The organism is Paenibacillus sp. FSL L8-0436, assembly GCF_038593025.1.
Lineage (GTDB): Bacteria > Bacillota > Bacilli > Paenibacillales > Paenibacillaceae > Paenibacillus_AQ.
In genome coordinates this window covers 6,453,107-6,466,356 of sequence record NZ_CP151955.1, presented here as the reverse complement: position 1 = coordinate 6,466,356, position 13,250 = coordinate 6,453,107, and the positions used below count along the sequence as shown (strand labels likewise).

Annotated in this window: 15 protein-coding genes; 10 read left to right on the top strand and 5 right to left on the bottom strand. The window is 49.7% G+C overall.

Annotated elements, in window-relative coordinates:
- The first annotated feature begins 14 nt into the window (after positions 1-14).
- The 4 genes from NSS79_RS29885 (at position 15) to NSS79_RS29870 (ending at position 3,359) form a co-directional block, all read left to right on the top strand.
- Positions 15-1,685 carry a response regulator gene (locus NSS79_RS29885; RefSeq protein ID WP_342437252.1) on the top strand — a complete coding sequence of 557 codons (1,671 nt, stop codon included), beginning with the start codon at positions 15-17 and terminating at the stop codon, positions 1,683-1,685.
- A gap of 97 nt (positions 1,686-1,782) precedes the next feature.
- Positions 1,783-2,121 (top strand): STAS domain-containing protein, encoded by a 339-nt coding sequence (locus tag NSS79_RS29880; protein ID WP_038596585.1) that lies wholly within the window; start codon positions 1,783-1,785, stop codon positions 2,119-2,121.
- 18 nt (positions 2,122-2,139) lie between these two features.
- A complete protein-coding gene (gene rsbW, locus NSS79_RS29875) occupies positions 2,140-2,592 on the top strand; it encodes an anti-sigma B factor RsbW (RefSeq protein WP_342437251.1) in 453 nt (150 codons plus the stop codon).
- On the top strand, positions 2,589-3,359 hold the full coding sequence (locus NSS79_RS29870) for a sigma-70 family RNA polymerase sigma factor (RefSeq protein ID WP_076113333.1): 771 nt from the start codon (positions 2,589-2,591) through the stop codon (positions 3,357-3,359). Before rsbW ends, NSS79_RS29870 begins: the two co-directional genes overlap by 4 nt.
- A gap of 216 nt (positions 3,360-3,575) precedes the next feature.
- Here NSS79_RS29870 and NSS79_RS29865 read toward each other — a convergent pair whose 3' ends face one another.
- Positions 3,576-3,908 carry a DUF5665 domain-containing protein gene (locus NSS79_RS29865; protein ID WP_038596579.1) on the bottom strand — a complete coding sequence of 111 codons (333 nt, stop codon included), beginning with the start codon at positions 3,906-3,908 and terminating at the stop codon, positions 3,576-3,578.
- A 146-nt stretch (positions 3,909-4,054) separates the two neighbouring features.
- On the bottom strand, positions 4,055-4,579 hold the full coding sequence (locus NSS79_RS29860) for a YtxH domain-containing protein (protein ID WP_342437250.1): 525 nt from the start codon (positions 4,577-4,579) through the stop codon (positions 4,055-4,057).
- Between the two features lie 433 nt (positions 4,580-5,012).
- Between NSS79_RS29860 and NSS79_RS29855 the strand changes: the two genes are divergently transcribed.
- Positions 5,013-5,732 (top strand): pirin family protein, encoded by a 720-nt coding sequence (locus tag NSS79_RS29855; RefSeq protein WP_342437249.1) that lies wholly within the window; start codon positions 5,013-5,015, stop codon positions 5,730-5,732.
- 230 nt (positions 5,733-5,962) lie between these two features.
- Here NSS79_RS29855 and NSS79_RS29850 read toward each other — a convergent pair whose 3' ends face one another.
- The gene (locus tag NSS79_RS29850) at positions 5,963-6,187 is read right to left on the bottom strand and encodes a DUF1128 domain-containing protein (protein WP_342437248.1); all 225 of its coding nucleotides are present in this window, start codon (positions 6,185-6,187) and stop codon (positions 5,963-5,965) included.
- A gap of 401 nt (positions 6,188-6,588) precedes the next feature.
- On the opposite strand from NSS79_RS29850, the gene yyaC reads away from it, so the two are divergent.
- Complete coding sequence (yyaC, locus tag NSS79_RS29845; RefSeq protein WP_342440465.1) at positions 6,589-7,107, top strand: spore protease YyaC; 519 nt, start codon at positions 6,589-6,591, stop codon at positions 7,105-7,107.
- 125 nt (positions 7,108-7,232) lie between these two features.
- Positions 7,233-8,018 carry an alpha/beta hydrolase gene (locus NSS79_RS29840; protein WP_341379829.1) on the top strand — a complete coding sequence of 262 codons (786 nt, stop codon included), beginning with the start codon at positions 7,233-7,235 and terminating at the stop codon, positions 8,016-8,018.
- 120 nt (positions 8,019-8,138) lie between these two features.
- Here the strand turns inward: NSS79_RS29840 and NSS79_RS29835 are convergent, their stop codons facing one another.
- Positions 8,139-9,455: an MFS transporter gene (locus NSS79_RS29835; protein WP_342437247.1), complete on the bottom strand. Its 1,317-nt coding sequence runs from the start codon at positions 9,453-9,455 to the stop codon at positions 8,139-8,141.
- On the bottom strand, positions 9,456-10,046 hold the full coding sequence (locus NSS79_RS29830) for a winged helix-turn-helix domain-containing protein (RefSeq protein ID WP_342437246.1): 591 nt from the start codon (positions 10,044-10,046) through the stop codon (positions 9,456-9,458).
- A gap of 276 nt (positions 10,047-10,322) precedes the next feature.
- Here NSS79_RS29830 and NSS79_RS29825 point away from each other — a divergent pair, with 276 nt between their 5' ends.
- The 3 genes from NSS79_RS29825 (at position 10,323) to NSS79_RS29815 (ending at position 13,093) form a co-directional block, all read left to right on the top strand.
- Positions 10,323-11,000, top strand: coding sequence for a DUF6483 family protein (locus NSS79_RS29825; protein ID WP_342437245.1), 678 nt, complete (start codon positions 10,323-10,325; stop codon positions 10,998-11,000).
- A complete protein-coding gene (locus NSS79_RS29820) occupies positions 10,997-11,824 on the top strand; it encodes a PhzF family phenazine biosynthesis protein (RefSeq protein ID WP_342437244.1) in 828 nt (275 codons plus the stop codon). The genes NSS79_RS29825 and NSS79_RS29820 overlap by 4 nt, the downstream gene beginning before the upstream one ends.
- A 75-nt stretch (positions 11,825-11,899) precedes the next feature.
- A complete protein-coding gene (locus tag NSS79_RS29815; RefSeq protein WP_342437243.1) occupies positions 11,900-13,093 on the top strand; it encodes an SAM-dependent methyltransferase in 1,194 nt (397 codons plus the stop codon).
- The last annotated feature ends 157 nt before the right edge of the window (positions 13,094-13,250 follow it).

Below are 13,250 nucleotides of genomic sequence, written 5' to 3'. Positions count from 1 at the left end.
GATAGGAGGGGCCTATGGGGGTTCAAGAACCAATTCATATATTGCTGGTTGACGACCGTCCTGAAAATCTGCTGGCGCTTGAAGCTGTGCTTGAGAGTCAACACTATAAGCTTGTCAAAGCCAATTCCGGTGAAGAAGCGCTGAGATGTCTGTTAAGATATGAGTTTGCGGTGATTGTGCTGGACGTACAAATGCCGGGTATGGATGGTATTGAAACCGCCAAATTAATCAAAGCCAGAGAAAAGACGAAGGATATTCCAATTATTTTTATCTCTGCCAACAGCAAAGAGGCGGAGCATCTGTTCGCGGGATATTCTGCCGGGGCTATTGATTATATGGTCAAACCCTTCATTCCGCAGATCTTGAAGTCTAAGATTGAGGGCTTCGTTAACATGCACTTAACTAACAAGAAACATCAGATGCAGTCTATGCTGCTGCAGCAAAAGACGCAGGAGCTGGAGAAAATCAACGGAGAGCTGGTTAAGGCTAAGGAAGCGGCGGAGATTGCCGCTAATGCCAAAACCGAGTTCCTGGCTATGATGAGCCATGAGATTCGCACGCCGATGAACGGTGTGGTGGGTATGATTGACCTGCTGATGGAAACGGAGCTGGCTCCGGAGCAGAAGGAGTATACGGAGATTATCCGCAAAAGCGCCGATACCCTGATTACGGTCATTAACGATATCCTTGATTTCACGAAGATGGAATCCGGCAAGATGGAAATGGAAGAGCAGTTATTTGAGCTACAGACCACCGTTCAGGAGGTATTTAGCTTGTTTTCTGCCGAAGCAGGAAAGAAAAACCTGGAGTTGGCCTATTTCATTGATCAGAATCTTCCAAAGCTGATCTACGGAGATATGGCCCGTTTGCGTCAAGTCTTAATCAATTTAGTCGCCAATGCGGTGAAGTTTACCAATCAAGGCGGAGTTTACCTTGTTGCATCCAGCGTGCCAACAGCTGATAATAAACTGGTAGTTGAATTTACCGTGAAGGATACGGGCATCGGGATTTCTCCGGAAAAATGTGACCGTCTGTTCAAGCCTTTTTCCCAGCTTGATTCTTCTATGACTCGCAAATACGGTGGAACCGGCCTCGGGCTGGCAATCTGCAAATCCCTTGTCGGGATGATGGGCGGCGACATACGCGTAGAATCGATGGAGGAGAAAGGGGCGACCTTTGTATTCACCATTCAGGCAGCGTTGCCTGAGGATGAGCTGGCAAGGGGATTTCAAGAGGTGGAGCCGTATGAAGACGTGGATAACCAGAGATGGCGGAGAAAAGTCCTGGTTGTAGACGACCACCCGATCAATCAGCGGCTTATGGTCAGCATGCTGGATAAGCTGGGTTATGACGCCGACGTCGCCGAGGACGGCAGCCAGGCGGTGGAGCTGGCAATAAACTATGCTTATGATTTTATATTTATGGATCTGCAGATGCCGGTCATGGACGGTCTGACGGCGACCTCCAAAATCCGGATCAGTCATGGGCCATCCTCCGAGAAAGCAGTCATCATCGCGATGACGGCCAACGTCATGGAGGGTATCCAGAACCGTTGCATGGCTTCAGGCATGGATGGTTATATCAGCAAGCCGCTGAAGCTCAGCAGCATTAAACAAATTATTGCCCGTTATTCAAGACAGGATAGTCACGTCAATGGGCGAAATAAAACCCTTTTCAAAACATGAACCAGTATTTTCCAATGATGCAGAATTAGTTATTTTGTTTCAAACCTAGGTCTTTAGGGTTATTGGTAAAGAAAACATTTAATCAGGAGAGTTGTCTATGAATACACATAAAAGCGAAAAGTTCCATGCAAAAACCGAAACTGAAGGCAGCGTTTGTACGGTTTCCCTGATTGGAGAACTAGATTTGTCTGTTGCTCCCGATTTCCGTTTGGTCATGGAGCCGCTTGTGGGAGATACGGGGCTTGACCTCGTTATTAATCTGAAAGACTTGAGATATATTGACAGCACCGGTATTGGAATCCTGCTCTCGATCCTCAAAGCAAGACACGGGATGGACGTTAAGTTTACCGTTGAAGAAGTTCCGCCGCAAATCCAGAAGCTGTTTGATATGACCGGTATTTCTAAGTTTTTTGCCCCCCAAGAGAATTCCCACTAGGAAAGGATCGAACTAAGGATGAGTGATGACGTGCAAAAAGTAGTTCTTCAGTTACCTGCGAGTGCAGAATATGTCGATATCGTTAGACTGAATTTATATGGCATTGCCTCAAAAATGGGTTTTACCTATGAAGATATTGAGGATATGAAGGTAGCGGTTTCGGAAGCCTGTAATAACTCTGTTTTATATGCGTACGGCCAAGAAGATGGTTTGGTCGATGTAATCTTTGAAGTAGGTACAAGTGCCTTGTCCATCACCGTCAAAGATGAAGGGGAGAGCTTTGACGAATTGGATTCGCCCGACGGACGCATAACGCTGCATGATAAAGAGCTGAATGATGTTCAGGTTGGCGGACTGGGATTTTATTTAATGCAAGCGCTCATGGATGACGTAAGCGTCGTGAGTGAAGCAGGGAGAGGGACAGTCGTTACCCTGACTAAGCGGCTTAATTTCAGCGAGGAGAAAGTATGAGTGATAAAGTGACTCCCCCAGAGTCCATGAACGAAGCAGTAAGTTTGATCTGGGAATATCAGCAGACCAAGGATAATGAAATTGCCACCGTGCTGATCAAGAAATATGAGCCGATGGTGAAGATGGCTGCCGGGAAAATTGCCCGCAACCGTCCGGATCTTTATGAAGATCTGTATCAGGTTGGGCAGATGGCGCTTATCCGGCTACTGCAGCAGTACGATATCAGCTTGGGCATTCCGTTTGAGCCGTATGCGATGAAGAGCATGATCGGGCATATGAAAAATTTCCTGCGGGATAAATCCTGGTACATACAGGTCCCAAGACGGATTAAAGAGAAAGGCGCCCTTGTGCAGCAGGCCATTGATGAACTTACCATCAGGCTGGAACGTTCTCCTGCTGTGGAAGAGATCGCCCATTATCTTGATCTTACTGTGGAAGAAACTGTGGAAGTACTGGCCGGCAGGGAATGTTATCATTACGTATCATTGGATTCGCCCCTCTCGCAAGAGGAGACGGGCGCTACGCTCGGCGAGCTGATCAGCTCCGAAGCCAACGATTATGAGACTGTAGAGAAACGTATGGATCTCCAGCAGGCGCTGGGCCAGCTTAAGGAGCAAGAGCAGCAGGTGCTGCTGCTGGCGTTCCAGGACGGTCAGTCGCAGCGTGCCATCGCGCAGAAGCTCGGTGTATCACAAATGAGCGTCTCACGGATCCAGAAGCGGGCCACCGAGAAGCTGAAACAGATCATGGCGAACTCCTCCTATTGATTGTTATCGCTAGTCCCCAAGATTAGGACATGCCTTATCCCCGCCGGGGAAGGGTATGTCTTTTTTTAAATATAAGCATTTATTTGCTTCACGCTATAAATTATCCTTCTGCTTGTTTGTATTCAGCCTGAAGCGGACATACACATCCGCCCCGCTAAGCAGTCTGCTGAACAAACTGCTTAGCGGGGTGGATAACGATGTTATCAGCTATTGGCATCAACTGTTGGCATCAATATACTTTTTGATTTCTCCAAGATATTCACCGATAACGGGTACATCAAGAAACAGGCTGAGAATGTAACCCAGTAAGCCGAGGATCACGAATGTACCGAGTGAAAGTCCGAGACCCCGGGATATCCCGGCCATAAGATTCGTAATAATCCGCTTTTTGGGGTCCGTATAATTCTCAAGAATATCCTTGAATTCGGATTTTTCCAGTGAATCGGCAATTTTGTCGAGCCTTGCGTTCAGCCGTTTAACTTCATGCCGCAATTCAAAGGGATGCTCTTCGACTTCGTAGGTTTTGGTCTTGCTGCCTGCATCTCCCATAAGGCGTCCCTGCTTTCCTTAGCCGTATAAGGGCTTTGATAAAAATGCAGCTTCTTTCGAAGAAGAAGCTGCATTCCTCATAACAACAGCCAGCTGCGGTGAGCTGGCTGTTCTCAAATTTAGATCAAGCCGCGAATCACCGCAGTTTAGTAAGAAGACTTGTAAGACGCTTTTACTTCCTCTTTGGCATCCTTGGCTTCATCAGCTACCTCTTTAGAGGATGCTTTGGCCTCATCGGCTACATTCTTCGCTTCCTCTGCTACATCTTTAGACGCATTTTTTACGTCAGAAGCAACATTTTCGGAGACTTCACTGATGGAATCGCCCAGTTTTTTGCCTGTTTCCGCCAAGGTGGCAGCAATTTGCTGTTTGCTGTCGCTTACGGTAGTGAAGATGTCGGAGGCTTTGGCCGATACGGTGCTTGCGAGATCGGTCGCTTTTTCCCCAACCGTAGTCGCAATTGTTTTGGTCTTGTCCGTCACGACACCTGCAACCTCTTTGGTTTTGTCTGTAGCCAGCGTAAGCTTATCAGACAAGTCACTGCGCATTTCACGGCCGGGCTTAGGGGCGAACAACAGCGCAGCGGCAGCGCCGAGCAAACTCCCAATAAAGATTCCTTTGAAAAAAGTGCTTCCGCTTTCTACCGGATGTTCCGTTTCTGCTTTATTCATGATTAATCACTCCTCATTAGATTATGGTATTCCGAAATTAGGCGGCTGCCGTCATTCGAATTCAGGATAGCCTGAAGTATCTTACTTGGTATATAAACGTTGGCGTATAGGCTGAAACAGCAGACAAGCATGGAGAAGAATGGGGGAGACTAGAGCAGGATACGTGAACAAAGGGAGATTTTCCTATTAAAAACAACGAAATATGGAGCTTTACAAATATCCTCATGCGGAAATACGAAAGTTCACACTTGATAGTAAATTGTGTGTTCTTTCCTACTCGTCCTGCTTCTTTCGGAGTAATCATTAATGATTGAGCGGGAAAGGAACAGGGTAAGAAATACTTAATTAAAGCGCCTATAACAATTTAAATCGAAGAGCGGTTTCGACCCGTTAAGCACGGAGAAGGTTCCAACATCTTTGGAGGTGCATGGTTATGATAAAAGTAGTTACGTCAGCAGAAAGACATACTTCGAATAGAGAATGGATTCACAGTGAGTTCAGTTTTTCCTTTGCCGATTATGATGATCCCAGCAATGCGCACTTTGGTGCGCTGCTCGCACACAATGACAATGAGCTGAAACCGGGACAAGGGATGCATGAGCATCCGCATCATGATCTGGAGATTATCACCTATGTCGTTTCCGGGGTACTGAAGCATCAGGATGACCTCGGCAATCATGCGGATATTCAGGCAGGCACAGTTCAGGTCATGAGTGCGGGAACCGGGGTTAATCATTCGGAGACCAATCCTTCGGAAAGCGACAATGTGCGGTTTCTGCAAATCTGGCTGCTTCCTAGCACACCGGGGCTAGCGCCGAACTGGGATGCAAAGTTTTTCCCGCGTGAGTTCAAGAGCAACACGCTGCTGCCAGTCGTTTCGGGGAGTGGTGAGGAAGGCACATTGAAGGTGGGCGAGGATGCAACTGTCTATCTATCGGTGCTGGACACGAACAGGGAGCTTCATTATGCGCAAAAAGAAGACAGGCGGACGCACATCTTCCTTATTTCCGGGGATGTAGAGATCTCTTGCTCAGATGGAACTTTTCAGCTGAAACCAGGCGATGCCGCACGTATCCGCAAGGGTTGTGACTTGACGATCAAAAGCATTGGCAGTGAGGGCGAAGCGGAACTCATACTGATTGATTTGCCGTAAGCGTTAAATCTTGCCCGTTGCATTGTACTTGTAAGCATAATAAATCCTAAAGGAGCTCCTTGCCTGACGGCCATCCGCACGGATGGAATCGTAGGCAAGGAGCTCCTCTGCATGACAGGTTATTTGAAAAATATAATAATTTATATGCTTCGCGCTATAAATTATTCTTCTATTTCTCGCTGAAACGGATACCGCCCTTTTGAGGACGGCGAAGCCGTTTCCACTTGTTTCTATTTCTTACGCAGGCGTCCAAGCTCGGAGACAAGCGCCTCCACCTGCGAGATGCTGAGCCGCTCGCTGCTCATGGCAACTTCATAAATATCAAGAATATCCTCATAGTTGTTCACTGAGAAAGCAGAAGCCTGCATGGCTGCGGCGCTGGCCATCTTCAGCTTGGTCTTGATGCCCTCGATCATATATTCCACATTTTCCTGGCTGGGCTGCGATAAATCCATGGGGTTAAACAGTCCTCTCTGTGTTTGGATTCAAATATTCTATCATGATTGGGGAAGGAAACACCATTTTTTTGTTGGCTTCATCTAAATCATGTTAAATTAAAAGAAATAAACGAAGGTTTCTATATAAGATGAACTAAAGAACTACCTAGAGGCAAAAGCAGCGGAGGGGAAGTTTGGAACTGTAGGAGCGATAGCGACCGCCTGAAAGCTTTCCGTAGGAAAGCTCGCTTCGAAAGCATAAGCAGTCTGCGGATTTCAACCGCACATAGCGGTATAAATCAAGAAATCTGTAGACAACAGCGGCCGGAAGTCCAAACATTCACCGCAGTTGCGTTCTATGCCGGCTCGGTAAATCTAAAGTTCAACTTATATAGACAGGAGGGAGTCAGGAATTGGCGATCAGGGAGCAGGAGAGCAGAAAACGGGTTAAAAAAGACGCGGCCGGGCTGATTACCTTCTTCCAAAGCATTGCGGATCATCACTCGGCAGAGCAGGTTACATTCTTGTGCATCGGTACCGACCGCTCCACAGGGGATGCCCTTGGACCGCTGACCGGAAGCAGACTGGTGGAGCATGGCTTCCCGAATGTTGTAGGCACGCTTCCATCGCCTTGCGATGCGGATACTCTCGTCAACCGGATATCTGGGATTCCCGTAGGGCAGATAATTATTGCCATTGATGCTTGTCTTGGACCGCCGGCGGCACTGGGCTGTTATTTTGCAGCCAGTGAGCCGCTGCAGCCAGCGCAGTCGGTCGGTGTGAGTCTGCCGGCAGTCGGGCATTATAGTCTTGCGGCAATTGTCGATATTAACGGACCCCGCCCTTACCGGACCCTGCAGACGACGCCGCTGCACAGGGTAATGGTTATGGCTGGAGAGATTGCCACAGCTGCGGCAGAAGGCTTTGGGTTGAAATAGAGGAGAGAAGTTTCAAGACGGGCGGTTCTGCTTAAATAATTAAGACAAGCAAATGGCATTCCATTTAATTGCAGACTCATCGGTATACCTTGTGTAGCTACTACATAGAAAGAAGGAATCAGCCCATGGAAAACGTTCGATGCGATGGAACCAATATTTGTTACAGTGATCAAGGCGAAGGCGACGTTATCGTACTGCTGCACGGTTTTTGCGGAAGCTCCGGATATTGGGAGCAGGTCATCCCTTATCTTAGCGGAAGCTACCGGGTGATCGCACCGGATTTGCGCGGCCACGGAGTTTCGGATGCTCCGCTCGGAGCTTACAGCATCGATCAGATGGCCGATGATGTTCTTTCCCTGCTGAATGCGCTGGAAATCCCTGAATGTTACTTGCTGGGTCATTCGCTTGGCGGCTACATAACGCTGTCCTTTGCCCAGCGGCATGCCTCACGTTTGAAGGGATTCGGACTGATTCACTCCACGGGTTATCCTGATAGTGAAGAAGCCAGGGAGAAACGCCTGAAAAGTGTCAGTACGATCCAGAACGATGGAATTACTACGTTTGTGGACGGACTGGTGCCTGGACTCTTCGCTCCTGCTGCAGCACCGCAGCTGTTGCAGCGGGCGAAGGAAATCGGCTATAGAACACCTCCGCAAGGCGCGGCCGGTGCCGCACTAGCCATGCGCGAGCGCCCTGACCGCCGTGATGTCATTTCGGCTACCGCACTGCCGGTGTTGCTCGTTGCCGGCGCGGAAGACGGTCTGATTCCTGCCGAGCGGACCTTTACGTCCGATAAGCCGAATGTAACCAAGGCAACGATTTCCGGAGCAGGCCACATGAGTATGTATGAAGCGCCGGAACGTTTATCAGAAATTATTAAAGACTTCGTGCTTGCGCAAGTTAAGAAATAACCGATACTTGAGAGCTCATAAATAACGGGTGAAGAAAACAATTCACTTACATAAAAAGGCAGCATCCGTCTATTGACGCGGTGCTGCCTTTTTATAAAATTCTCTTTACGCTGAAAATGTTTAATTGAACTTGCGGATAGCAGGAACACATAGAACAAGAGCGATACAGGCCATGCCAAGTCCGGAGAAAATGGCAATCGTAGCTACACCGCCTATAAGATCGGCGAGCCAGCCTACAAGGATATAGCCGACGGGCAGCAAGGCGAAGGAGCCGAATAGATCAAGACTGGCTACACGTCCGAAGGCTTCTTGCGGAACAAGCTCCTGCAGGCTGATCTCCCAGATGAGGATGAAGACCATGAGGCCGAATCCCTCAAGGGCGAACAAGGCAATAGCTGCCGCAGGGCTAGTAACAAACGGCAGGATAAGCAACGCGAGGCCGCCTAGAAATGCTCCTCCGTAGGCGATGATGCCGCGGTGATTCCATCTCTGCTTCATGCCGATAATCAGCCCGCCCAGAATGGCTCCGACACCGGAGAATGTACCGGCAAGCCCGTATACATATGGCTCCCAGCCATGATGAACTTTGAAAAGCCACGGCACAAGGATGCTGGTGACGCCGGCGTAACAAATATTGATGAAGCAGAAGGCGAGGATGGTGATCCATAACCAGGGATTGCTGCGCAATACAGCAATGCCTTCTTTGAAATCCTCTTTCCAGTCGTTATGAGGAGAGGCTGCCGCAGCTGCGGCGGTTTCAAGTGCCTGAGGTGACGAGGCTGCAGACACTGCAGCCTGTGTTCTAGGCATCAGCGCTTTGCGCAAATAGACGAGACAGACCAGGGAGAAGAGGTAAGTAAAAGCATCGAGCCCAAAACCAACCCCAGCCGAGAGATAGGTGATAAGCAGTCCTCCGAGTGAAGGGCCGATTAAACGAACCATCTGTATAGTCATTTGCGACAGTGAGTTGGCGGCAACCCGGATATCCGGAGTGAACACGGAGGCTTGGACGGCAGCGTAGGCGGGACGGAACAGACCGTCAAACAGACCATAAGCACCTACAAATATACAGAGCAGCGGAACAGTCAATAGACCGGTCAAAGCCAGCAGGGCTGTTATGATCATGACGGCAAAACGGGCGATATCGGCAATCATCATAATCCTGACCCGGTCGTAGCGGTCAACAATATGCCCGGAAATCGGCAGCATAATCACATTGGGCAGCATATAAATCGCCATTACGAAACCCATGGTTGTTGTTGATCCAGTAAGGGAGTAGACCATAACCGGGAGAATGACCATGGTCACCGAGCTGCCCAGGACGGAAATCAAATTTCCCAGCCACAAAAAGGGGAAAGTCCGTGATTTGGCAAAGGGTTCGGCAAATCGGCGCAGCGGATTGTTTTTGGTATGTTCGGGTGCAGCAGTAGGGATCATTTAGGGACCATCCTCCGGTTCTATAAGGGCATCTGTATGCAGGCGGCCGATAATGACATCGATACCGTATTCCTCTCCATGGGTGACTTTCGATTCCCAGGCGGAAATGAACTTCATCATCTCTTGCTGGAAAGCCTTCAGCTCACTGGGTGACAAGGATAGTCTTGTAACGAAATGCTCCACTGTATCCTCTTTGCGGAATTGGAAGCTGCTGAAGTTCTCAGAGCGGAAGAAGGTAGCTTTGGAGCGGTAAAATTTCTGGATAATGCCTCCGGCTGTTTCCGTACGGACAAGCTCCAGCAGTCCGCCATCGAACAGCTTGATGATATGGTAGTGGATATTGCCGGGTGTCTTGTGCAGCTTCTCGGCAACCTGCTTGGAGGTTAGCGGTTCATCTGCCAGCGCATGCATAATCTTGATTCGCAGCGCACTTTCCAGCAGCTTGTTCTGCTCTGGTGTAACCTGCAGAGGTTGGATAGAGTCTGCTTCCTGCTGCTGTTGCTGATCTTTGTCCCGGTCTTGACGAACCGGCAGTTGTTCCAGGCAGTTCTCCGTTTCCGGCTGACTATGGCCGGGATTGTCTTCATTCATGTCTATTCCTCCTACCCGTGCAACCTCAATTTCTCTGCAATTCATTCAATGCTCTTCATTCTGTATTTCAGATTGATCTGGAATCCAGATCGATAAGACCAGTGAGGTTATTATAGGGTATGCTTTGTTTTTTTGTCAAGGAATTCCAAGGCATGGTACGGAGTGGTGGCACGGAGCGGTGGAATGGTTTAAGATTGTTGTAAAATAACTGCAATCATCATTGGTTTAACTTGCTGAGGAATCATGGCAGGATAGTATTGGAGAGGGGTGTGCAGGATGTTCCGAAGAGATTATATCGTCCGGATGATCGAGGATATGTCGGCAATGGTTGCCAAGGTGCTCACATTGAAGCAGGAGAAGAAGACCACAGAGGCATTATGGGAAGTGGATGAGCTGCTGAACCGGCATTTTCGCCTGAACTCCCGCCTTTTAAACTCATTGTCCGTAGAGGATATTATAGATATGTTTCGCCTGGGCGGCGTAATTGAGTCCGACAAGCTTCAAGGCGTGGCGCGGTTATTAAAAGAAGAAGGCGGCATCTACAGTGCCGGCGGCAATAAGGATGCTGCATTGTTCAGGTTTATACGGTCGCTGCATCTGTTTTTGTACGCCGATCAATACGGTGCTGATCGGGAGCTGCTGCAGATGACGAAGGAAATCGATGAACTTTTACAGGAAACCGAAGGTTATCTTCTTCCGGTGAAGACAGAACGGCTGCTCCTGCCCTATATGGAATCAATCGGACGCTACGGCAAGGCCGAGGATAGTCTGTACAGATTGTGGGAACAGGGAATAGATGTTACAGCTGAGGGAAGAGAGCTGTACGGCCGGCTGCTGCTGCTGCCACCTGAAGCATTGGAGCTTGGTGATCTTCCACTGGCAGAGGTTAGGCAAGGGCAGGAGGAGTGGAATAAACTTACCGCTGAAGCGGCAAAGGAGATGAAACCTTCTTGAATACCCCTCTATTTATTGTAGACGCTTTTGCAGACAAGGCGTTCACGGGAAACCCTGCAGCCGTCTGCCTGCTGGAAAATCCCGCAGATGAGGCCTTCATGGCCAAAACGGCTGCGGAAATGAATCTGTCCGAAACGGCGTTTCTGTGGCCGGAGCAGGATGGCTACCGTCTGCGCTGGTTTACGCCTGCGGTGGAGGTGAATCTGTGCGGTCATGCCACTTTGGCCAGTGCGCATGTCCTGTGGGAAACCGGGCGGCTGGGTTCCCACGAAGAAGCGAGATTCTACACACGCAGCGGGTTACTGCGGGCAACGAAATCAGAAGAGATGATTTCACTCTATTTTCCTCCATATGAAATTACAGCTTCACCTCCGATAGCCGGGCTGGCGGCAGCGCTGGGTCTTGAGGGGGCACATGTACTGGAAACCGTGCGGTATGCAGACAACGTGCTGGTGCGTCTGGATCATGAGACAAGGGTGCGGGGACTCTGCCCGGATTTTGTCCAGGTGGCCAAGCTCCAGCCAAGGGCTGTCGCGGTTACCGCAGAATGTGCTGCGGATGGTATTGATTTTGTATCGCGTTTTTTTGCCCCGGGCATTGGTGTCAATGAAGATCCCGTTACCGGCTCGCTGCATACCGCCTTGGCTCCCTATTGGGCCGGCCGGTTAAGCCGCACACAATTGACTGCATATCAGGCTTCAGTGCGTGGCGGGATGCTGCAGCTTGAAGTGAGTCAGGATCTCGTGACTTTATCGGGCCGGGCCGTGACCATGGTTAGCGGACAGTTTCATGTACCTGCCGGAGGAGTTGGCGAGCTGCTATGATATCGTATAGCAGGACATGCTATAATGTAGTGATATTCAGGAGAGCCTGCTCTCCATTTTGATTGCGAAAGTGAGATGTACCCTGTGGAATCTTTGAAAACTCTGATTGATCAAGTGATAAATGGCCGTACCCTGATTACGGCAACCTTAAGCCAACTGCGCAGCAAAGGCGAAGTTGCATACAGCAAGGTGCAGATTAAACCGGTTGAGCTAAAAGGCAAGCTGCATTATCAGTTTGCCTATACCATCGGCCCCAAAGTGGAACACCGCAATATTCCGGCAGACACTGCTGCGGAAGAAATGATGTCACTCTTGAGAGCTACCTTCCGGCAAGCGCTGATCTGCACTGTGGAAGCTGATTACCAGGTGCTGATCAGTAAAAAATACAAGGTTTCTATTCTTACCAAATCGGCCAGCAAGCAGGAGGTGCCAGACTTGGCCCACAACCGCCGCAAACGTTATGTGCTGGACGAGGGAGAGCCAGTCCCGTTCCTGGTGGAGCTTGGAATTATGAACAGCGAAGGCAAGGTACTGGCCAAAAAATACGACAAGTTCCGCCAGATCAACCGCTTCCTGGAGATGGTTGAGGATGTGCTGGGTGATCTACCAACCGGCCGGCCGCTGACGATTGTTGATTTTGGCTGCGGCAAATCCTATTTGACGTTTGCGCTGTATCATTATTTGGCTGTCCGCGAGCGGCGGGAGCTGAATATTGTCGGGCTTGACCTGAAAGCCGATGTCATCGAACATTGCGGAGCGCTGGCGTCGAGGCTGGGTTACGATAAACTGCGTTTCCTGGTCGGTGATATAGCCGATTACAACGAGCTGGACCAGGTGGACATGGTTGTGACACTGCATGCCTGCGATACGGCTACGGATGCTGCACTGGAAAAAGCGGTGCGCTGGGGCGCATCGGTTATTCTCTCGGTGCCTTGCTGCCAGCATGAGCTATTTGGGCAGGTGGAGAACGAGGTGCTCAGCCCGCTGCTCTCGCACGGAATTCTGAAGGAACGTTTCTCTGCACTCGCCACTGATGCCATCCGGGCGAAGCTGCTTGATTTGATGGGTTACCGCAGCCAGCTGCTGGAGTTCATCGACATGGAGCATACGCCGAAGAACATCCTGATCCGGGCCGTCAAAAGCACAAGCGGCGACAATGCCGTCAAATGGCGCGAATACAGCGCATTCCGTGATTTCCTGGGTGCTAAGCCGTACCTTGAACGCGTCTGCGCCGACCTGCTGCCTGCGGAAGCTCTTGCGCAGGGATAAACCGGGCATTACGAGCTGTATTCAGCTGAAGCCTGCCAATAAGCAAATCGGAAGAATGTGAGCTGCTGACCGAATGGCATATGTCCGAAATCAATACACTACGGTGATACCAAATGGTATCACCGTAATGCTTTCATTGCAGAATCTGCAATAGAAT